Here is a 20597-nt window from a genome sequence, read left to right on the forward strand (position 1 = left end):
AACAGATGTCCTGGACAGTCAGAATGACACTGAAGATGAGGGATCCTGTTGACGGCGATTTATTGCGTCAGGCAGTAGAATCAACGCGCCAGCGTTATCCATATTATCAAGTGAAACTCGGCATTAGAAAAGATACTGAAGGCACGGAATATTTCGTGTACGAAGACAAGGAATACTTCGACTCTTCGGTTGCCTTTGAGTCCTTCTTCGTAGAATAGTTGGCCTTCAGATTTGCCTCAAGAGAGAACAGACCAAGATTGAGTTTTGCCTTCGCATCCACTTCGCCACAATACTCGGTGTGCGAGGAGTTCTCGCTGACACTTGACGAAGAGGCGTTGATGTTGGCCTTGAAGTTGATGTCAACGCTGTTGATTGCGATGTAGGGGATAGGTACGATGGTGAGCAGAGGTACATTGAGTTGGGTCATGCGGCCTCCCTTGTTGAAGGAGAAAGCCACCATGACGGCACTCTTCTGTCCTTTCTCGTCAGTGTTCAGTCCCACTTCCTTGATAAATTCCCATGATGTCTTGGCTGCCATAGCCTGTGCCTCGATGCACGCCTTCAGCGGGCCGCCAATCATACTGCTGAAAGGAATTGCCTGCATGGCACTGGTTGCCACATTTGCAGGAACATTACTTATTGCCATAAAAGTTTTTTTGTTTTTTTAAATTGTTATGCTTACTCTGTTTCAAGGTTTAGGAGTCCTAGCCACAATGCCATACCGACGCGTCTTAATATAATGGTATGCGTGAGGTCATTGTCCTTCATCCGACGGCTTTTCAGCTTCTGCCGTTTGCAATCTTACAGTTGCACCCCTTTTCGGAAATGCACGGCAAAAGTAAGCAGAATTTGGCAATGGCGAAGAATGGTTTACATGAGTGCCGGGTGTGGTTACATGAAGGGGATAGGATGCATGTCGCAGGTTGTCGCACCTGTCGCCATCATCAGAACCAGTGATTAATAGGGAGCAAGAGATGTTGTATCAATCATATCTACCCATAATTACAGCTACAATAGAGCTACAGAACGATATGTCTGGGCTTATAGTGCGACAGCATGCGAGGGCGATGCTACAAGCGGTACGGTTGCTAAGTGCCTGTAAATCAGTTGTGCGCAAGTTGCGACAAGTGCGACATGAGGATTGCTTAAAACGGCAGTTCTTCTTGTTTTGTTTCGGTGGGTTCGTCATCAAGTGAGTCACTGAGGAATGTACTCAGGTTGATGCCGTAATGCTCGCAAACATCGGTATAGCAAAAGCAGAGAGGGCGGTCCTGCTCGGTGATGATCTTGCACTTGGGCTTTCCACCCTCCAACACATAGTTCTGCACAGGCTGGCCGTTGGAGTTGATGCGTTTGAACCGCTCAGCAGAGGTTGCCACGCCCAGATACTCCGGAGAAATCTGGAGATAATACTCAATGGACTCATTGGACAGGGTACTGATGTTCATTTCACGACCTATCTTCTGATAGACATTGAATGCCGTATTCTTCCTGAGCATCAGAATCTGACGAGGCTCACCAAACTCATAGCCGTCCCTCATTTTGTTGGTCTTCAGTCGGCTCTTTGACTTAATGAGATAATCCTTCTCGTTAATGAGTTCGCCCTTCTGCTGCGCACAGCTAATAAGGCTCCAGAAGTTCGAGACTTCGTCAGAGCGGTTGCACAGCTTGTTCTGCCGGATCAGTCCGTCCATACAGAGGTCGAGCAGATGGTTATAGGTGAACGGGAATTCGATGCTTCCTTGTAGGGCAAGGTATGCCGATAGGGGAACAAGCCAGTTGTTCTCAATACGGTCTTTCAGTTCTGGATTCCACTTGGGATGTAAGGTGACATCAGTCTTTGCCTTTTCCCAGGCGAGTTCGAATCGCTCCGTGAACTTGTCGCGCAGACTCACGAGTTGGATGGTGATGTGCGTAGCACCATACATTCGCAGCTGCGTCAACTCAGCAAAGCGTTCACGCTCCTGCTGGTTGTGGTGGTCGCGGTCGTAGGCCAGGAAGATGAGTCGTGTAAACAAGGCTATGTCGGCAGTCGGCATCTCCTGACCTGTGAGGATGATGCCAGAGTCCACCCTGGCCTGTTCGCGTTTCTTATCCTTGTCCATGTTCATACGACTGCGCCCGATGCATGCCCAGAGGTCTTTGAGCCATTCAATCTTCTTGGTGTCGATACCGTTCTTGTATTCGTCGATATGGACAAGGGCATTGCTGACGCTGGCTACGGCATCAGCCAGTGCGGGAATGGTGGCCGTCTCAATATTCTGAGGCTCGTTACCCACGACGAAGAAAGCCATCATTGTCTCAGCCAGTTCGGTCTTACCAGAACCCTTTGGGCCAAAGATGTTGAGGATAGGGAAAGAAGGGGACTTCTGCTTATAGACATCCTTGAAGAGCGTAGCCATATAGAAGCAGAGGCTGATAACCGCATTATCGCCAAACACATCGACTATCTTGGAGAAATAGTCGTGTAAGGAAATATTGGAATAGGTCTGGTGGCGGAATTTGCGTTCATTGGAATACAGTTCCGTAGAGTCCTTGTAAATCTGCGACATGGCGGGAAGATAATAGTTGCGTTTCTCCAGCCTGACGATGCCTTTGTCATCTACAGGATGCCAGACACCATCTTCCAAGGCACCATTGCAGAAACAGTAAAAGCCCTGCTGTTGCCAACCAAGTTGTTTGATTTCCACGGCGGTTTCAGACACCTTGGCCAGATAGCGCATCAGTTGGATTTGTGAAGAGTCATCTGCCAGCCATGTATAGTTGCCGATACCGACAAGTTTCTGACGCAGTTTCTTGGAAGAGGTGAATTCCTCCATATTCAGCTCGATAATCTCTTTTTGTCCGTCGGAGTTGCATATCTCGAACAAGCGGATGGGATGAATATCATCCTTGACATGGAACAGGGGCTTCAGAGTGAAGTTAGACCATTGCTTCTCCTCTCCCTTCTGGTTATAGCCATAATAACAGCCATGCTGGACGGTAAAGCCAAAAGAACGGAGCATGTCAATGTCGCCCTCGTTGTTCTTCTCGGAGAGTTGCTTCTGTCGTTTCTTCATGGCGGTATTGAGAGCCTGACGCCAGATGGTCTTGTTACCGTCAATCCTCGCAAGAGCAGTGATGTACCGCTCCTGAATGGTTTCATCCTTGATACAGAGAAGCAATTTACAAGTTTCGTCAATGGCTTTCTGCTTCTCCTCCGTCGTACCGTTCTTGTTGAACCGTTTCTCAAATGCCCATAATAGGAACTCGCGTTCCTCCAACTTGGCAAGATCGGCTTTGTCAGTGAAGAACTCATCAGGGTCTATCTTCTTAGGCTGTTCTACGCTGAGGTCATTGGGAATCTCCTTGACGCTGACGGTGAAGCCTTGGCGCATGGCGAGGGCTCCATTATGGATAACGTTACAAAAGCCTGCACCGAGTTCTTCCTTGTCTTTCGGAATATCTGAGTCTGGGATAAAGCAGAGCGTGCAATCCTGTAAACGATAGTCTTTCAGTTTCTGGAACTGATTGACTGTCCATGAGCCACCAAGGGAGGCTATGGCATTGAAGATACCAACTGACTGTAGCTTCATCACATCAGGTGCCCCCTCTACTAAGTAAAGCTTTCTGTCTCCCCGTGCTTTCTTGATGGCAGTGTCGATTCCAAAGATGGAACGGGACTTGCAATACAAATCGCTGTCGGCAGAATTGAGATACTTACAATCCGACTTGTCGTCTATCGCCCTTGCCGTGAATCCCTCGATATGGGAATATCTGTCACGGATGGGAATCATGATGCGGTTACGATAGACGCAGTAGACGGAGTGTGTATTCTCACTCAGTTTCAGAATGCCCATTTCCTGCATCAGTTCCAAACTAAGGCCTTCTTTCTTTGCATAGTCGATAACGGATGTCCAATTGTCAGGAGCATAGCCGATATGCTTCTCCTTGCAATACTCTTCGTTCCATCTGCTGAGCATATATGCATTTGCTGACTTGGCATCTGGTGTTTCCTTCCCTATTTCCTGGCAGAAGAATGCGCAAAGCCTTTCATTGATAATGCGCATGGACTCCAGTTTCTTGTATCGCTCTTCCTCTTCGGGTGTGGACTGGAGATCTGAGTCAGACAAGTCAATATGCAATTTCTCCTTCAGCAGTTTCTTGACAGCAAGGGGAAAAGTGAGACCGTCCTGTTCCATCACAAAGTTGATGACGTTGCCACCCTTGCCACATCCGAAACAGTGGTATAGGTTCTTGGCCGTGTCAATGTGGAACGAGGGTATGTCCTCCTGATGGAAAGGGCAGCATCCTTTTGCGGTATGGCCTCTGAGCTGAAGCTTGACACCATAGTCAGACACCACTTCTGCCAGATCAACCTCGTCAAGAACCTTGTCTATGTATTTCTTATCAATCATAATAGAAAATCACTTTTGTATTACCTAAAATCCGCAGATAATTTTTCGATTGTCTGATTTAGTCCTTGCTTATGACGATTCTGTCTGACTCTGGGCTTAGAAACGCTTGAACTTGACTTGTATGCAGACACCTTCCCCTTACCCCGTAAGGTCGAGAGGCTTTGACCTAAGCATCAATGAAGAATGTTAATCTATCCGTGCTCCCAAATCAAGTCGTATGGCTTTTCTGAGTAGATGTTGAGTTTGTATTGTCTTGCCGTTTTAATCCACTTGGCAGGCACAGCGATGAATCTGAACAGGAAACTTTTGACTCTGTCTGTGGCCTTGATTCCAAAGAGAACAGCCATGAGGGGCAATGCCACGATGTATCGGTAGAAGTTTGCAGCCATGGCGGTGATAAGCAGGAACACGGTGTTCTGGTTCATGAATGACTTCGGCAGGTGTGCCCATCCGAAGTCGTTGTTCTGGCGGTCAAATACCTGTTCTGCTGAGCCCCGCTTGTTGTAGTGTTGTATGATCTCCTCGTCTGTCATATCCCAGTCGTTGGTCAGTATGCAGCGGTATGTGTACTCACCGTCGAAGAGGTCAAGTTGCTCGCCATTCTGCTTACGCTGCCGCTGCACGACGAGGCGGCAATGCTTTGCGTCCTCGAAACTCTCGAAGGGGAACGACTGCACGTCGTACTGCTGGAATCCTATCTCCACCGTAGTCCAGCCTGTCTGCCGCTTCACCTTCTCGTACAGACCTGCATACCGCTCGGCACGGATGTAGAACTTGTCAGTATGCTCCATGACCATCTTCACAATGTCTTCGCTATAGGAGCCGCAGTCAGCACGGAAGCTCCTGACATGAATGCCGAACGACCTCATCATCTCGAAGAAACGCCGGTGAGTCTCTGCCTGCATGAAGCGCACGTTCGCGTTGCCGTCACGGTTCTCAAGATAGGCAATCAGCCCGCCGATGGTGAACACGCCGGGGCTGTAGCCGTTAAAGCCCTTGTAGGTCCGCTTGCTGTCATACTTGTCCGCCTCAAGGAACTGGTGGTCGAAGTCCACGTCGTACTCGCCTCCCTCCGCGAGCTGACCTGTGGCCAGCAACAGCTTGATGAGCAGTTGGTTCAGTTTCTCAGCCGTGTTGAAATCATAGACGTTGCCCGTCTTTTCTACCGTGTATGATATGTCCTCCGTTGCCAGTTCTTCTATGCCGCGCAGCACCGTGTCTGCACTTGGAACACGCGTATGCGGACGCTCGGTAAGCACGTCCTTCAGATATAGGTTGAGGTCTTCCATGCAGTCGCCGCCACAGCAGAACACGGAAAAGATCGCACGTATAATCTCGCTGTACTGATAGCCAATCAGAGTGCTGCGAAGTCCTAAGTGTGAGTCTATCACAGAGGACAGAATAGAGTCAAATTTGTCCAAAACGAAAAATATTCCGCCAAAAGCAGTGATTTTCTCAGATCTTTGTTGTACTTTTGCCATGTCATTGATGATTTTGCTTGTCTTGATTTGCAGCACTAAGGTAAGTGAAAAATTTGACATAGCCAAATCCTGAGCAACTTTTTGTTGCTCAAGAACTTATAAAGAAATTTAAACTAAAGTGCTGCGGAATTTAGGTTCTATTTCATTTTTTGAGGGTGGTTGCGGATTTGAGGAAAAATAGTTTTAGCACGCTATCATATCAAGTTCTTTGGTTAGGCAGCGGCATCCGTCCGCCACGGACAATCCCCCTTGGGCCGTCATATAATAGAAAATCATCGTTTTTTATACGCTCAAGGTTGAATTATATCAAAGCGTAAAAAATATTGTATAAATATCCACTTAGTCCAATACTACCATCTTTTTCCACAGTTATAGAATGTGTTTCTGAAAAAAGGATTATTATAATATTCTCAAATAAACAATGCAACATTTATTTTAATTTGTAGTATTATTTACCTCGTTTGTTAGTATTTAAATTCGTCAAATTAGCATTGTTAACTACGATAATTCTTTACATTAAAAACTTCAATAATATATTTAATTTGTTTTAACAGGTTATTTAACTTGCTGATTCAATGATTAATACATAGCGTGAATAAAAATGCAAAGTATTTTATTACTTTCACAAAGTATTATGTTGCATTGCTCTACAAACATTTTTTCCCAAATTTGCAACATGAAATCAATAGATTATAATACACTGAAAGACAGAAAGACCACTAAAGGTGCCATCTTTTTGGTATACGAGAAGTCCGCATTTTCCGGCGAACCTACTATTGTTAGTAAGGTCGGAGAAATATCAGACATTCATGTTTCCAATGTCCGGAAGATATTGGCAGGTAGTACTAACTCAAATTTGGACACTTTTGAAAAATGTGTAGAAGCTTTAGGTAAGCGGATCATAATTATTGAGGTTCCAGATACCACGGAACTTAACTTGTTCCTTTCTAAATACGGCTACAAGAAAAATAAATTTTGGAAACTCCCTTCTAATAAAAATAATAATAACTTATCAGACTTCTTATTGAAGTTCCTGGGAATAGAAGGAAAACCACAGCCATATTCCGAAGAGGCATTCCAGTTAATATCTGTATTGGACGCTGCTGCTGCAAAAAAAGGAGAGGACAACAAAGAATTACTTGACAAAATGAAAAGATTCAGGAAGGAAATAGCTCTATGGGCAACTAAATAACACTGGATATTCATTGTAAGAGAAAGACTGAAAAAATTGAGAGATCTAAAAATAAATATCTAAAATTAATTTTATCAATTCAAATCAAAAAAAGAACGTGTTATGAAACTTTTGCTGGCTGCGATTGTGCAGCACCTGTATCAGAACGATGCGTACATTAGAGAGTTGACTAAAGAGATCAACAACCTTGATGAGAGTATGGAGATAGATGGGGTAGAGCCACCTCATGCACCTCCTGGTGTTCTGGATTTCAACAGCTTTCTTAAAAGCGCCAACATTGAAATGGGATCCAAGGACGTGATGACCATACTCGGCATTTCTTCCTCTACACTAACCCGTTGGCGGTCTGACAAAAAGGTCAAATTTCGCTATCTCTCTTCTAATCATGTGGTCTATCCATATTCGGATTTATACGAGGCCATCAGATCCGGCAAAGCCACTTGCAAGGGTTTCAGCAACATCGATGCTTTGGAAAGAATGGAAGACTACTTGCTCAAAGTAAGCAATTTCAAGAATATCTCGTTACCATCTTATCTTCATAAGCCATGATGAACATACGGGATATGATTCTTGAAAAGACTCGTCAGGGACTGGATGTATTCCATCACTACATCAACACTCCCTTTGCGCCTAAACGCCGCTTTAAGAACCCCTTGTATACGGATACCAAGGCGTCATGCTATGTATATTTCAACTCGCAGAAAGGCTGCTACCTGCTCAAGGACTTCGGCTCTACAGAGTACTCCGGAGACTGTTTTTGGTTCGTTGCCTTGTTGAATGGCTGGGACACCAGACGGGACTTCATGAAGGTTCTTCGGAAAATCAATGAGGACATGAACCTCTACATACCATTTGGCGATCAGGGGAACGATACAAGATGGCTACAGAACAAGCAATCTGTAGCACAACCACAGTTAACATCACTTCATGCCAATGCAGCTACGATAAAGAATGAAAAGACTGAGAAAGCAGACAAGCCCAGCTCCACCTTCAAGGCAAAAATAGCTTATAAGGATTTCAGCACACAGGAACTTGAATACTGGCAGAAATATGGAATAACGCAATCTGTATTGGAGCGTTTTCATGTAAGAAGCGGTAAAAGCTACAGTGGTACAAATGCGGAAGGCAAGGGATATACAATCTGTTCAACGCTTACAGAACCAATGTTTGTCTACAAGACCGTTGATGATGCGGTCAAGGTTTATCGCCCGTCCAGCAAGCTGCGCTTTCTCTATGCACGGTCTGCTGACTCTTGCTACGTGTTTGGTTTGGGACAGCTTCCGTCAAGAGCGCATGTCATCTTCATTACCGGAGGTGAGAAGGACGTGATGACACTTGCTGCGCACGGCTTCCATGCACTGTGCTTCAACAGCGAGACAGCGGATATCCCTGACAATATAATGAAGAATCTTTCACGTCGGTTCAAGCATATCATTCTGCTCTATGACATGGATGCAACAGGTATAGAGAGTTCGAAGAAACGAATGGAAGAACTTGCCGCATACAAGGTCAAAAGGCTTGAGCTTCCACTGTCAGGTAGTAAGACAGATAAGGACATATCCGACTTTTATGCCAATGGCCACAAAACGGAAGAACTCAATAAACTGCTATTCAATCTTCTGAAGCAGTCTTGCAAGAAAGACGCAGCTCTCTATAGATCGTGCGAGCTTGACTTTACCAATCCGCCTTCAGAATCACATGCTGTCGTGATGGTGAATGAAGTCCCCATAGGCTCATGTGACAACCTCTTTTGTCTGACCGGTGGAGAAGGGGTTGGTAAAAGTAATTTCATATCTGCTATAATATCCGGATCTTTGGTAAGTAAGCCGCTTGACTGTGAACGGACACTCGGAATGACCATTACTGGAAATCCGAAGAAGAAGGCTGTGCTGCTTTTTGATACAGAACAGTCGGAACAGCAGCTGTATAAGAATGTAAAGAAGACTATTCGTAGGGCTTACATTGAGACGAAGCCGGATTTTTTCCATGCCTATCATATGACGGCAATGTCGCGAAAGGAGAGGCTGGAGGCTATCCGTTCTTGTCTTGAATTGAACTTCAACGAGCATGAGGGCATACAACTCGTGGTCATTGATGGCGTGGCTGATTTGGTCCGCTCGGCCAACGATGAGCTGGAAAGTATTGAAGTGGTGGACGAACTGTACCGCCTTGCCGGATTCTACCGCACTTGTATCATCTGTGTGCTGCACTTCGTGCCGAACGGGGTAAAGCTCAGAGGTCATATAGGCTCGGAGCTGCAGCGTAAAGCCGCGGGCATTCTCTCTATTGAGAAGGACACCAATCCTGCGTACTCAGTGGTCAAGTGCATCAAGGTTCGCGACGGCAGTCCACTGGACATCCCGATGATGTCTTTCGGGTGGGACAAGAAAGAGGATATGTTTGTCTATATGGGGACTAAGTCCAAGGAAGACAAGGAGAAGCAGAAGACGGCTGACCTCAGAAATCTTGCTATCAGTATCTATGAGAAGGCGGACAAGCTGGCCTATAGAGATATGGTGAAGGCTATTGTAGACGCTATGGAGGTGCAGCCCAGGACTGCCAAGGAATATATCCGTTACATGAGGGAAAAAGCAATCATAGAGCAACTGGCTGACCAATCCTACCAGCTCAAGATGTCTTGAGCCAGGACAAAGGGCACAGGCAGTGCGGTTACTTGCGCTGCCTGGCTACCTTCTTCTTTCTGCCAATAGCGTCAGAAATGGTGAAGTAAGTCCACAGAATGGGAATCAACAGAATCCATAAGATAAGCTTCAAGACAAAGACAGCGACGGCGATGATGAGTACGTAAAGGAAGAAGAGTGCGAACATGATGACATCTTTTTGAGGGTGAATAATTATGTTGTTTAACTCTTTAATACTATGCAAATATACGAATATTTTTCGATATACGCAACTTTTTAAGCCGTTATTTTCAATAAATATGCAATAAATTTCTATCTGTCCGAGCGACAAAAACACTATTATTATGAGTACAAAAACCGCTCCAAACAGTCAGAAGGCTATTCTGACATTCAATGTGTTCTTCAGAGAGGACACGACTACTCAGTCGTTCCTCCCGAGTATCGTATCCAAGGATCCCTGCCACTGGGCTGTCTTCCGCAGTGTCTTCGCCGGACGGAAGGACTGTAAGCTGACCATCGTGGACAAGTCGGTAGAGACGCCTTTCCACTGCTTGCTTGTATCACTCTTCTGCAAACAGTTGGAGACGGAGCTACAGGCTACGATGGAAGGCATTACGCTGATTCTGTCACCGCTGCACAAGGAGCATCCTGGTGGTACCAACATGACCAACACGCCGTTCGACACGACAACGCATCGAAATGAGTTTCTGCAACAGTGCTTCGACAGGGTTATGGGGCGGCAAATGAAGATTGCGACGAAACGCAACCCGATACTCTGTAGGGACATCAAGATCTCTTCGGGCGAGTATGTGCTCTACCTTCGTTTTGAGGGAGGAGTGGCAAACGGATGGCAGGCGGATGACAATTATGTTTCTCGGCTGTCACCCCAAGAGCTGCTTTCATTTGCTGACAACAACGTGAAATGCAAGAACATTTTTACGCATGGATATAGTCAGAACGGCGTCTTTCTTAATGTAGATTTCTTGACAAAATATCAGTCAACTATCCGATAACATGCATTGATTAGACATCAGAATTCTCACTGATGAATTCAAACTCACGAACGCATAGAAAAGATAGAATCTATCTGAACAATCTGATCTATCTGAGCAATCTTTGGATTGATTCTATCTTATCTATCTAAGCAATCTTCAGATTGATTCTATCCAAGCAATCAGAGCAATCTTCAGATTGATTCTATCTATGCTATCTGAGCAATCTTCAGATTGATTCTATCTATGCTATCTGAGCAATCTTCAGATTGATTCTATCCAAGCAATCTAAAGATAGAATCTATCTTTCGCATAGTTTGAGCCAGTAAAATACTGAGTCTGCGAGAAACTGATGAATACACGCTTACGCAAGTTTTATAGATGAAATGACATATCCGCTTGAAAACCAGCATACGAACCTAATCATTTTGCATTGCCACCGCCACGGCAGTCCATTGGGAGTAGCAAGTTGTGACTTTGTGTCCACAACACCGGCTAAGGCCGATGTCGCGCCAAAAGTCTCACTTGCCTGCTGGTGCAGGAGGAAAATGAGGTCGCAACTCCCAATTTTATCATTTGAAATTCAATCATCATGAAAGAAGGAAGAACCATCATCTTTAAGGTTAGACTGACACGGGAGGAGCTGCAGCTCTTCCAAAAGAAGGCTGAAAGCTATGGCGGCAACACCAGTGCCATGGTACGGGATGCCGTCCGGCTCTTGGACGACAAGGGAGTGAGAGGGCAAGTAAAGTCAATGAACACGCTGATTTCTTTTTACAAAACTTTTCAACAGCAACTATCCTGGTTGGGTGGAAACTTCAACCAAAGTATGCACCGGGCCAATGAGCTGACCATCGCCGGTGAGCTGTCGCCCAGCTATTTCTCTAATGTCCTATTGCCTAAGACGAAGGAGGCTATATCTATTATCAGACAGCTGAAGAGTGAGCTTGACAAAGTCCATTCCCAAATTGAGAACAAACAATGATCATCACCATTCTCCCGTCATCCACTACTTTCCACGCCATCGCCTACAATGAGAAGAAAGTCGAGAAAGGACAAGCTTCGCTGACAGAGGCAGCGAACATTGGACTCCGGCAGGAAGCTTATACTGCTGACAATCTTCGTGAGTATTTCAAGTTGTACTCAGCCCGTAACACGCGGATACAGAATACCCAATTCCATGTAGCTGTCAGCTGCAAGGGGAATGAATACTCGTATGAGCAGCTTCTCGACATCGCTCACCGCTACCTCAAGGAGATGGGCTATGCGGAAGAAGGACAGCCGCTTTTGGTCTATGCTCATCGTGACACGCCGAACAATCATATCCATATCATCACCAGCCGCGTCGCACCGGATGGTCATCGCATATCCGACAAGTTTGAAAAAAGGCGTAGCCGTGAAGCGTGCGAGCGCATCATGCAGGAATATCATTCACAGCAAGCAGGACAGAACTTAGATGGTCAGCAGTCAACGTCCGAAACCGCCAACACCGAAGTCTGGAACGAGGCTCTTTCTTACCGTTATACTTCCAAGGCTCAGTTCTACGCCATCCTTGAAAGCATGGGCTATGACTGTAAGGAAGATGAGCAGGATTATTCCGTCAGCTTCTATAAGAACAGCACGTGTCAAGGAAAGCTGTCACTCCAAGAGATTCTTCGTCATGCTAATAAAGAGAACCGCCCCGACAACAGACGACGCCAACAGCTGCGTGCCATCCTGCAAAAGTATCGCAACCTGTCTGCCAACAAGGAAGAACTTGCAGCTCACATGAAACGCAAGTTCGGCATCAGTCTGGTATTCGTCGGCAAGGCGGATAATCCCTACGGCTACATCCTTGTTGACCATAAGAACAAGACGGTCTATAAGGGCGGTGAGTTTCTCAGCATCAGAGAACTGCTTCAGTTCGAGGATGCTGCCACACGTTTTGCCAAGATTGAGAAGACAATCGACGAGCTGTTGGTCGATAATCCGAAGCTGACGACAATGGACATAAACCGCATTCTTTATCGGCAGTTCGGCACACGAATACATCGCGGCACGGTATCATGGAACGGCGAGACGATCAACCTGCGCGGGTCGGTCGTCTGCCAGCTTCATGACAACTATCTGGAGTCAAAGGGCATTGCCAAGAAGGTCCATGTCATGCATCCTCAGACGGAACAGAAGCCACATCAGTCTGATACTGCCAACGCAAGACCCCCAATGGACTCACAGACGGGTTCCAAGGATGCCAACCGTGAGTATGAGGTCGGCAACGGCATGAACGTGAATGATATTGACGATGAGCAGAACCAGCAGAGCAAATGGAGAAGATAGAAGAAGTGGCTTGATTCGAACCATAACCTCTGGTTATTTTTGCAAAATCTCCTTTATGGTATCATCACAATAATGAAGGACGCTATTGATGATGATTATGATTGTAGAGAATACATTTATTTAATTTCTTTATTTTCATCTAAAAACCTAATATTTTTATTTTCTGGCTTATAATTCGGATATTTTATGTAAATTTGCATGTAAAGTCAGAATCTTCAGATTCAGATTGATTCATAAATTAAAATTAATTATGGCAGATCAAAACTTTAAAGAATTTACGATTGAAAAAATAGGTCCTTTCCGCAAAGGGATAGCTGTAGCAGAAGGTTACGTGCCTAGAACATTTTCTGATGCCACATTTGAAGCAGAACCTTGGTCTGATGCTGCCAAAGCTTACGCTTTAATAACCGAGGACAATAAAATTATCACTATAACACCGTTGAATCCTATTCAACGGACAATATACGGTGATTATATTTGTAAATATCCATATGTTGTCCATCACGCTCACAGAGACTACAATACAATTAGCTGTATTTTCAGATTTTTTTCTGAATCTGGAAAACTACTAGATAAAGAAGAATTGGCAAAATACGGAAATCCTATAGTCTATAACGATTCGTATCTTTCAGATTATATACTTGATGGAAACACAAAGAATTGGGAACATTTGGTGGTAGTACCCAAAGGAGAAGGAGTACTTTATAATGAGTATAACAGAACATTGTATGATTTTAATACAATGAAATCCTTGTTCACTCTTCCAGATGGGGTGCAGTTAGATGGGAATTTCAAAAATGGAAAGTGTAAAATCAATGTTATTAAGGATAATCGAGATTGCATACTAGAGATTAAAAGGAATCAAATTGTTAGACTACTTGATGTTCACGACAAGGAAGCCTTGCAAATATGCATTCGAATAGATGAAGAAAATGGCGATGTCGAAAGTATTAAGAAATTATCAGAGCTTCTACCAAAGGATGAAAACATGAACATGAAGGTAATTGCAGCAGCATTAGACTCTAATTTTTCTTATATTTTTAGATATTTTTCAGAGAGTTGGAATAACAATAAGACTTTCTGTGACTTCTATTTTAATTACATATCGGACAGAGTAATTACAGAAGAAAATTTCCAAGAAGGATTTTCCGTAAAAGGGGAAGAAGTGAAAATAATTAGACTGCTCGCAGAATATACATTTCGTCACCCATCCTACAAAGCCAAATATTGTCTACATTTTGCTAGGAACGAAAAAGATAAGCTTAGAACTGAGTTCGGAACAAATTGTCACATATTTGATAGATTCTTCATTTTGACGTATTGTAAATCAATCATCACTGGAGGCCTTGAGCAATTTAGTGATGTCACGAGAATGGATCTTTCAGAAAATCACAGAATGTTTCGAATATTTAATTATAAGGGAGAAGAACTATCAAATGGCTATTATGATTCTTTAATTGTGAATCCAAGATATCCTAATCAGTTATTTAGATTGCCTTTACATTGCAATAAATTCTTATTCAAGCGCGGGAACGACAGTGGATTGTTGATAGTTACTAACATTTTAAAAGAATATCTGTTCCCATCAAATTTCGAAGACGTTTATTTTTACAATGATAATTTGATTGTTTTAATCAATAATAAAGGCTCAAAGAAAGTTATAAAATGTGATTTAAGTAAATTACAGGATGGAACAGACTTTCAAGACTTTTTTGCAGAATCTGCCAATCAAGCGCAGGATAGCCCAGACAATTGTACCGAAACTGAAATGCCAGAAGACGCAGATGTTCCTGAAGAATTCCAAGATATTCAATATTTAGGTGAAATCCATGATGACGTTGATGAGCATGACTTCGAGCTTGAGTCTTTTCATGGATATATCGATTACGGCAGAAAGACAACAGATTATTTTTTGTTTAAATATAGACCTTTTGGAAACATATATCTAAATGGGGAAACAGATTATAATATGTCCGCAGATTTGGATTTTATTCAAAGTAGAGTTCTATCTTTCCTAGAATAAGCAAATATAACACCCAGTAAAAAAAGCCTCAATTATCCCAATTTCGTTGAACGGGAATGTTCGGCCTTTGACCGCCCCTTTTGCGGATGCGGATGTTTTTAGTTACATATGTAAACGACAGGGATGCAACGCTGCCGAATTTCCATTAATGTTTGGCCTATTACTTGCAGAATAACCTAACTCCCGTGGAATACGATCCCGAACATTGGCGGCGTGGCCGGCATTAGCTGACCATGCCACCTTTTGAAAAATTCTAGAACTGATTCGCCCACGCTAACACCCCTTCTATTTAACAAGAGTTCTTCGTGTTGCGAGGTACGTGCAATACGAAGACATCTTTAATTTTCGAATGGGTATTGATGGAATCAACGTATAACGAGAGAGGAATACATTAATGCGGTTGTCAAGTATCTCGACTTCTGCGAACCATTCATAGTCAACCGCAGTCAAAAGATCATCCAGAGACTGAAGGTCTACCTATATTGAATCCAGGCTTGCATCCACCCATTAGACGTTCTTCCTTAGATAACTATCCTGTATTATAACAAGCCACATACAGGGTCTTCCCTGATTATCTGTGGTTCAGCCTTGCCTTTCAGTATCAGCACTTTCTTTCCGTTGCGGTAGATATGCAGCTGTCTTGAACGCACCACGGCCGTTAGCTCTGGATTGTCTTGTATAGCCTGCCATATTTGGTGGTAGACGCCATCATCATCCATCAGCTTATGCTGTAGGTGTGAGCACATGTTTGTAATATCAATGTTAGTTTTCATCATGTCTATTAGTTCTCCTACTTGTTTTGCATTTGAGTCCGACCCAATCGTTCTGCCTTAGCACGTCTTGCACGCTTGGAAATGATAATGCCAGCGATGACAGCCCCGGCCAAAGTTAGAAAGGATGAGATGGTGATTGTAAGCACGATTGCATAAAAAGAACAATCTTCCCAAAACAGCAAAACAAGCAATGCTATAAGCAAGACGAAAAATGATATAGTGAAGATGGTTAATAATTTAGGCTCCGCCTCCTTGTCCCTTCTTTCTTCTGGCGATAGATTCTCTAGGCCCTTCATCCTATTGGCCCATGCATCATCATGGACAGCCTTTTCCATGGTGCCCAAGAACTCGTCAATGCTCTCTGCCTTCAATGGTATTCCGAAATCATAATCCTCACAATATAGCTTTCCACAGTATTTACAAGAATCTGGGCTCCATAAATCCCTCACTTTATATTTGCCGTGATAGCTCTCAAGTGATTCTTTCACCTGTTTTCTCAATGTTCGTGTTCTCTCAACCTCGCCATCGTCTTCCGGTTTAGATTTCCATAGAGCTTTAGCACCCTCGAAAAGTCCAAGGAAGATGAAGAAGACCAAGCAGACAGTGCTAAATGTTATAACAAATGACATTGAAATAAGATTTTGAAGTTAGTCTATTCTTGCTATTATCCCTTTTGTGCCACTTTGGAAGACTGGGTTGAATCGTTTGGAGAATCATTGTCTGACGGCTATACATCCAAGGCTGAAAAGATACTTGAATCCTATAACATAGACAAAGATGGCCTTATAGCAAAAGATTCACACCTTCCCCTATCAATCATTAAACCGGAGTTATCAGCAGGCATAGAGGAAAAACAGATACGCCACCTCATCACTGAGTACAACCGAGGCAGAGACCGTATGACGAAACTGAAATATGCAAGCTCAATGTTGGAAATTGAAGATGGTACTGCAAAATGCTGTTATATCAGCGTTGATGATATTGGAGTAAGGTTCCAAAAGTCCAAGAGAAAGCAGAAATACAAGAAGGGTAAGTCGTTTGTTGAAAATACCGTTATACACATTCAATCAGATGGGAAACAGTACACACTGACAGCCGTAGGAATGGACAAGGCTTTCAAACTGCTCATTGCATTTCTTCTTGAAAACAAACTCATGGAGGGCAGTCGTCTCATATTCTTCTCTGACGGGGCCACATGCATTCGTGACACCATTGAGAAATACTTTGGATTCAGGCAGTATACCCTCATTCTTGACTGGCTCCATCTGGAGAAGAAGTGCAATGAATTCCTCAGCATGGGGATAAAAGGGGCAAAGGATGAGAAACTGCAGATAAAGAAGAGACTGGCATCTATACTTTGGACAGGAAGATATCAGAACGCCATCAACTATCTTGATTCATTAAAGAAATCTCAAGTTAGAAATTTGAAGAAGATAGAAGAACTCAAAGATTATATACGTCGTAAGTCCCCCAACTTAACATGCTATGCATTGCGCCGTGAGTTGAATCTTCGAATTTCAAGTAACCGCGTAGAGAAAGCTAATGACTTAGTCGTGGCAATGCGCCAAAAGCACAACGGCATGTCATGGTCAAGAAAAGGGAGTAGTGCACTTGCCATAATTACAGCAGCAATGACTAACGGAGAACTTGGAAAATGGATCACAAAGCAGGAAATCAGCTACCGCATGGTTGGATGATGGGATTTTCAACCGTACAGGTCGAAAAAAGTCGCTGCTGCTGCCCGTGAAAAGTGAACGGGTATGCTCCGGAATCGAGGTCGCCCTACGGCCCTTGTGAACGGGCTTGCTCGGCGCAGTTTAATTCTTCCGTGTTTGGAGCATGGCTCCGCCAGCCAGAATATGGTGCATAGACGGTACATTTTCTCTATTAGTTTTGTACCTTTGCATCATGAAGCATAAAGAAGTTCCAAATAAGTATGAGTTTTTTGCCAGTTTTTTCCTTCCCAATGGTATGTTGGACTGGTTTGATATAGTGAGAATAGAAGAAGAAACCAATGACGGTACTAAGAAGTTTGACGGATTCTTCAGCACCATACTTCACATATATCTAGATGAGCGTGACAACCGTGAGGGAGAGACACTTGGCCTTGTTCCAAACGGCTTTACCGAGCCTACAACAATCAAGGATTATCCGATTCGCGACCGCAAGGTGATACTCCATGTCCGCCGCAGGCGTTACAAGGATGCTGACGGTAGGAGTATAATCCTTAACCATTATCCGTTGAAGTCGGACGGCACGGAACTCTCTGTAGAGTTCGGTGTTTTTTTAAAAGACGATCCTCGATAACAATCCCGTTACGTTCAGTTCCGTAGGGAAGTACTACCACCTAAAGCCAAGTACGCTTGGGAGGTACTACAAGGAAAGCCTGAGCGGTTTTAATGACTGGGAGCAGAAAGACCATGCCGTTGACTGGATGCTGCTGGCGGGGAATCTGAGCGAGTATTGCAGTATTGACGAGACTCAGATTTGCGGCGAGGTCTATGTGTTCCTGACCAGCAAGGCTGGCCACGGCATGAAGAAGACGCTTATAGCCTCGGTAAAGGGTACGAAGGCTGAGACGGTCAGCGCAATCCTGCTAAAAATCCCCAAGGAGGAGCGTGAGAAGGTCAGGGAGGTTACGATGGACTTCAGCGATTCAATGTACAGTATCGTAAAGACCTGCTTCCCCAATGCCACAATAGTCATTGACTGTTTCCATATCGTACAACGCCTTTGTGAGGCACTCGACGAGATGCGGCTCAGGTTCAAGCGCCTTGCCGTAACCAAGACCAAGAAGGAGGCCGCAGAGCACAACCAGCGTGAGGACGAGAAGGCAAGGAAGCGTAAGTACAACAGGGAGTGGTATGCCAGCCACAAGGCAAGCAAGAACGTCAAGGGCAAGAAGCGCGGAAGGAAGCGCATCCGCAAACGGAAGTTCAAACCGCAGACATTCTCCAACGGCGACACGAGGGTCGAGCTGTTGACAAGGGCAAGAACCATACTATACAAGTCTGGAGAGAAATGGGGCAAGAATCAGAAGACAAGGGCAAAGATATTGTTCGACAACTATGAGAAGCTCAGGGAGGGCTACTCTCTAATATGTAAGATAAGAAGCATCTTCCAGAAGAATATCACAAAGGGGCAGGCTAAGGGGGAACTGCACAGTTGGTATAAGGAAGTTGCCGATTGTACCATCCGTGAAATCAAATCTGCCAGAGACTGCATCAAGGCAAAGGAGGAAGAAGTCCTCAACTATTTTATAAACCGGCATACAAACGCTTCGGCTGAATCATTCAACTCCAAGATTAAAGGCTTTAAGGCTCAACTGCACGGAGTGGCTGACATCCCGTTCTTCATGTACCGTCTATGCACCATATTCGGCTAACGGAGCCATGCTCCAAACACGGAAGAATTAAACTGCGCCGCTTGCTCCGGAATAAGGTCAAAACACGCATAAATTTGCTCATTTCTGTCAACTTTTGAGAAGAAAATCAGCAAAACGGAGCAACAAAAACGAGCGAATGTTTAGAATCTTTACCTTCTACATTCCGCTACAAAGTGAACGGGTAAAGTCCGGAATACGTACTTTTTACTCTGAACATCAGAATAGAGAATTATCTCTTTGTGAGGCCCAAAATCAAATTTAAATTCTCCTGAATGTGTATCCGATTTTTCTACATTTGAAGAATTTAGGACAATCCTTCGCAACCAGTAGTCTAAGTGGTAGGCTGTCAAAAATTTAAGCCGTTTTTCGTTTCTTACTTTTGAGGTCCAACATTCTCCTTACTTGCCAATTGTCAAGCAGAGTCATTTCTTTCCAATCCTTTATATCAGCCATTCTCACGCATTCCATTTTCTCCTTGAAGTCAATCTTTCTTCTCTTTTTGCTGTCCGTAACTTTTCCGTACAGAGGCAAGGCCAGAACTATGGGCGTTATCCCACAGTGTTTGTTTTTCGGCTGTATGCTTTTATAAACGCCGAAAGTTGATTCTATGATATCCGACGTGATGTTGTGGCATTCGTCCTTTGATTTAAGAAGGGCGCACTCTTCATTTATGTAACGCCTTATGGCACGACCGACTCTTTTGCATCCTTCTGCTATTTCGTCCTTCCGCAACAGATTGATCCAGATGTAATCCTTGCAGTACTTTGCAGAGGTATGCGAAAGACCTTCTTTCTTTACTTTCGTGAATACAACGTCAACTGTTTCCATTACATGGTAGAGCTCTGTAACTAGCTCCTTATAGTCAAGCACAAACGTATAGGCAGCCTTCTGGCTTTCGCCAAGATCGTCATAGACTTGGAGTATGGCCCAAGCCCATTCCACCCACTTTGACATATTCATGAACCTCGATATGGTCCGTAACTTTGGCGGGAGCAGATATGCGTTAGCGGTAAGCTGATATGACAATCTCTTCTTGTTCATTATATCCATAAATTCCTTGAAATCAGTTCTTTCCTTGTATTCGTCCTCAAGAATAAGACCAATCGTGTGACTGATGTCTCGATGGCGCGGGACATCAGCTAACTCTGCTCCCTTCCTGAGATTATGCCCGTTGTCGCTGACAATATATTTTGGAGTCTTTCCGATTTTGTCCTTCAGTTTTATTATCTCCCTTTCTACGTCTCCGGCTTTCCATGATGACGATACAGCCATTGCCAGCACCTCGACATCCCCATGCTTCAATGTCTTGCCCTCGTGCTGTGCTGGAGCTGCGAGAATAACCAGCAACTTCTGACTTCCGACGGTGATACTCTCGTCTATAATGATAGAGTATTCC

The 20597-nt window shown here is 44.2% G+C and carries 17 protein-coding genes; 10 read left to right on the forward strand and 7 right to left on the reverse strand.

What is annotated here, in order from left to right; all coding sequences use genetic code 11:
* Window positions 1-106 precede the first annotated feature (106 nt).
* The 3 genes from LDN30_RS11570 to LDN30_RS11580 form a co-directional block, all read right to left on the reverse strand.
* Window positions 107-646, reverse strand: coding sequence for a DUF2589 domain-containing protein (locus tag LDN30_RS11570; protein WP_223927775.1), 540 nt, complete (start codon window positions 644-646; stop codon window positions 107-109).
* Between the two features lie 499 nt (window positions 647-1145).
* Window positions 1146-4397: a DNA primase gene (locus LDN30_RS11575; protein WP_223927774.1), complete on the reverse strand. Its 3252-nt coding sequence runs from the start codon at window positions 4395-4397 to the stop codon at window positions 1146-1148.
* 191 nt (window positions 4398-4588) lie between these two features.
* Window positions 4589-5878: an IS1380 family transposase gene (locus LDN30_RS11580; RefSeq protein WP_223927772.1), complete on the reverse strand. Its 1290-nt coding sequence runs from the start codon at window positions 5876-5878 to the stop codon at window positions 4589-4591.
* Window positions 5879-6554: 676 nt separating this feature from the next.
* On the opposite strand from LDN30_RS11580, the gene LDN30_RS11585 reads away from it, so the two are divergent.
* The 3 genes from LDN30_RS11585 to LDN30_RS11595 all read left to right on the forward strand — a co-directional run bounded on the left by LDN30_RS11585 (window position 6555) and on the right by LDN30_RS11595 (window position 9712).
* Window positions 6555-7070 carry a hypothetical protein gene (locus LDN30_RS11585; RefSeq protein ID WP_223927770.1) on the forward strand — a complete coding sequence of 172 codons (516 nt, stop codon included), beginning with the start codon at window positions 6555-6557 and terminating at the stop codon, window positions 7068-7070.
* Between the two features lie 102 nt (window positions 7071-7172).
* Window positions 7173-7619 carry a helix-turn-helix transcriptional regulator gene (locus LDN30_RS11590; RefSeq protein ID WP_223927768.1) on the forward strand — a complete coding sequence of 149 codons (447 nt, stop codon included), beginning with the start codon at window positions 7173-7175 and terminating at the stop codon, window positions 7617-7619.
* Window positions 7619-9712 (forward strand): bifunctional DNA primase/helicase, encoded by a 2094-nt coding sequence (locus tag LDN30_RS11595; RefSeq protein ID WP_223929910.1) that lies wholly within the window; start codon window positions 7619-7621, stop codon window positions 9710-9712. The genes LDN30_RS11590 and LDN30_RS11595 overlap by 1 nt, the downstream gene beginning before the upstream one ends.
* A 28-nt stretch (window positions 9713-9740) precedes the next feature.
* Here the strand turns inward: LDN30_RS11595 and LDN30_RS11600 are convergent, their stop codons facing one another.
* On the reverse strand, window positions 9741-9899 hold the full coding sequence (locus LDN30_RS11600; RefSeq protein ID WP_223927766.1) for a hypothetical protein: 159 nt from the start codon (window positions 9897-9899) through the stop codon (window positions 9741-9743).
* A gap of 157 nt (window positions 9900-10056) precedes the next feature.
* Here LDN30_RS11600 and LDN30_RS11605 point away from each other — a divergent pair, with 157 nt between their 5' ends.
* The 4 genes from LDN30_RS11605 to LDN30_RS11620 all read left to right on the forward strand — a co-directional run bounded on the left by LDN30_RS11605 (window position 10057) and on the right by LDN30_RS11620 (window position 15043).
* The gene (locus LDN30_RS11605; protein ID WP_223927764.1) at window positions 10057-10725 is read left to right on the forward strand and encodes a hypothetical protein; all 669 of its coding nucleotides are present in this window, start codon (window positions 10057-10059) and stop codon (window positions 10723-10725) included.
* A 571-nt stretch (window positions 10726-11296) separates the two neighbouring features.
* On the forward strand, window positions 11297-11689 hold the full coding sequence (locus LDN30_RS11610; protein ID WP_223927762.1) for a hypothetical protein: 393 nt from the start codon (window positions 11297-11299) through the stop codon (window positions 11687-11689).
* A complete protein-coding gene (locus LDN30_RS11615) occupies window positions 11686-13020 on the forward strand; it encodes a relaxase/mobilization nuclease domain-containing protein (RefSeq protein WP_223927760.1) in 1335 nt (444 codons plus the stop codon). The genes LDN30_RS11610 and LDN30_RS11615 overlap by 4 nt, the downstream gene beginning before the upstream one ends.
* Before the next feature lie 250 nt (window positions 13021-13270).
* On the forward strand, window positions 13271-15043 hold the full coding sequence (locus LDN30_RS11620) for a hypothetical protein (protein ID WP_223927758.1): 1773 nt from the start codon (window positions 13271-13273) through the stop codon (window positions 15041-15043).
* A 539-nt stretch (window positions 15044-15582) separates the two neighbouring features.
* Here the strand turns inward: LDN30_RS11620 and LDN30_RS11625 are convergent.
* Both LDN30_RS11625 and LDN30_RS11630 read right to left on the reverse strand, forming a co-directional pair.
* A complete protein-coding gene (locus tag LDN30_RS11625; RefSeq protein ID WP_223928320.1) occupies window positions 15583-15816 on the reverse strand; it encodes a hypothetical protein in 234 nt (77 codons plus the stop codon).
* 17 nt (window positions 15817-15833) lie between these two features.
* Entirely contained in the window at window positions 15834-16445 is a 612-nt protein-coding gene (locus tag LDN30_RS11630; RefSeq protein ID WP_223927756.1) for a hypothetical protein, read from the reverse strand.
* Between the two features lie 54 nt (window positions 16446-16499).
* Here LDN30_RS11630 and LDN30_RS11635 point away from each other — a divergent pair, with 54 nt between their 5' ends.
* The 3 genes from LDN30_RS11635 to LDN30_RS11645 all read left to right on the forward strand — a co-directional run bounded on the left by LDN30_RS11635 (window position 16500) and on the right by LDN30_RS11645 (window position 19201).
* Complete coding sequence (locus LDN30_RS11635) at window positions 16500-17513, forward strand: hypothetical protein (protein WP_223927754.1); 1014 nt, start codon at window positions 16500-16502, stop codon at window positions 17511-17513.
* 211 nt (window positions 17514-17724) lie between these two features.
* A complete protein-coding gene (locus tag LDN30_RS11640) occupies window positions 17725-18123 on the forward strand; it encodes an ISAon1 family transposase N-terminal region protein (RefSeq protein ID WP_223925533.1) in 399 nt (132 codons plus the stop codon).
* Window positions 18124-18250: 127 nt separating this feature from the next.
* Entirely contained in the window at window positions 18251-19201 is a 951-nt protein-coding gene (locus LDN30_RS11645; protein WP_223925535.1) for a transposase, read from the forward strand.
* A gap of 354 nt (window positions 19202-19555) precedes the next feature.
* Here the strand turns inward: LDN30_RS11645 and LDN30_RS11650 are convergent.
* Window positions 19556-20597 (reverse strand): hypothetical protein (locus LDN30_RS11650; RefSeq protein ID WP_223929586.1); only part of this gene is annotated, 1042 nt, incomplete at its 5' end.

This window comes from Prevotella lacticifex (assembly GCF_019973375.1).
Lineage (GTDB): Bacteria > Bacteroidota > Bacteroidia > Bacteroidales > Bacteroidaceae > Prevotella > Prevotella lacticifex.

Coding starts and splice junctions, on each gene's coding strand:
- LDN30_RS11570 (WP_223927775.1), bottom strand. CDS start 646: ATGGCAATAAGTAATGTTCCTGCAAATGTGGCAACCAGTGCCATGCAG.
- LDN30_RS11575 (WP_223927774.1), bottom strand. CDS start 4,397: ATGATTGATAAGAAATACATAGACAAGGTTCTTGACGAGGTTGATCTG.
- LDN30_RS11580 (WP_223927772.1), bottom strand. CDS start 5,878: ATGGCAAAAGTACAACAAAGATCTGAGAAAATCACTGCTTTTGGCGGA.
- LDN30_RS11585 (WP_223927770.1), top strand. CDS start 6,555: ATGAAATCAATAGATTATAATACACTGAAAGACAGAAAGACCACTAAA.
- LDN30_RS11590 (WP_223927768.1), top strand. CDS start 7,173: ATGAAACTTTTGCTGGCTGCGATTGTGCAGCACCTGTATCAGAACGAT.
- LDN30_RS11595 (WP_223929910.1), top strand. CDS start 7,619: ATGAACATACGGGATATGATTCTTGAAAAGACTCGTCAGGGACTGGAT.
- LDN30_RS11600 (WP_223927766.1), bottom strand. CDS start 9,899: ATGTTCGCACTCTTCTTCCTTTACGTACTCATCATCGCCGTCGCTGTC.
- LDN30_RS11605 (WP_223927764.1), top strand. CDS start 10,057: ATGAGTACAAAAACCGCTCCAAACAGTCAGAAGGCTATTCTGACATTC.
- LDN30_RS11610 (WP_223927762.1), top strand. CDS start 11,297: ATGAAAGAAGGAAGAACCATCATCTTTAAGGTTAGACTGACACGGGAG.
- LDN30_RS11615 (WP_223927760.1), top strand. CDS start 11,686: ATGATCATCACCATTCTCCCGTCATCCACTACTTTCCACGCCATCGCC.
- LDN30_RS11620 (WP_223927758.1), top strand. CDS start 13,271: ATGGCAGATCAAAACTTTAAAGAATTTACGATTGAAAAAATAGGTCCT.
- LDN30_RS11625 (WP_223928320.1), bottom strand. CDS start 15,816: ATGAAAACTAACATTGATATTACAAACATGTGCTCACACCTACAGCAT.
- LDN30_RS11630 (WP_223927756.1), bottom strand. CDS start 16,445: ATGTCATTTGTTATAACATTTAGCACTGTCTGCTTGGTCTTCTTCATC.
- LDN30_RS11640 (WP_223925533.1), top strand. CDS start 17,725: ATGAAGCATAAAGAAGTTCCAAATAAGTATGAGTTTTTTGCCAGTTTT.
- LDN30_RS11645 (WP_223925535.1), top strand. CDS start 18,251: ATGCTGCTGGCGGGGAATCTGAGCGAGTATTGCAGTATTGACGAGACT.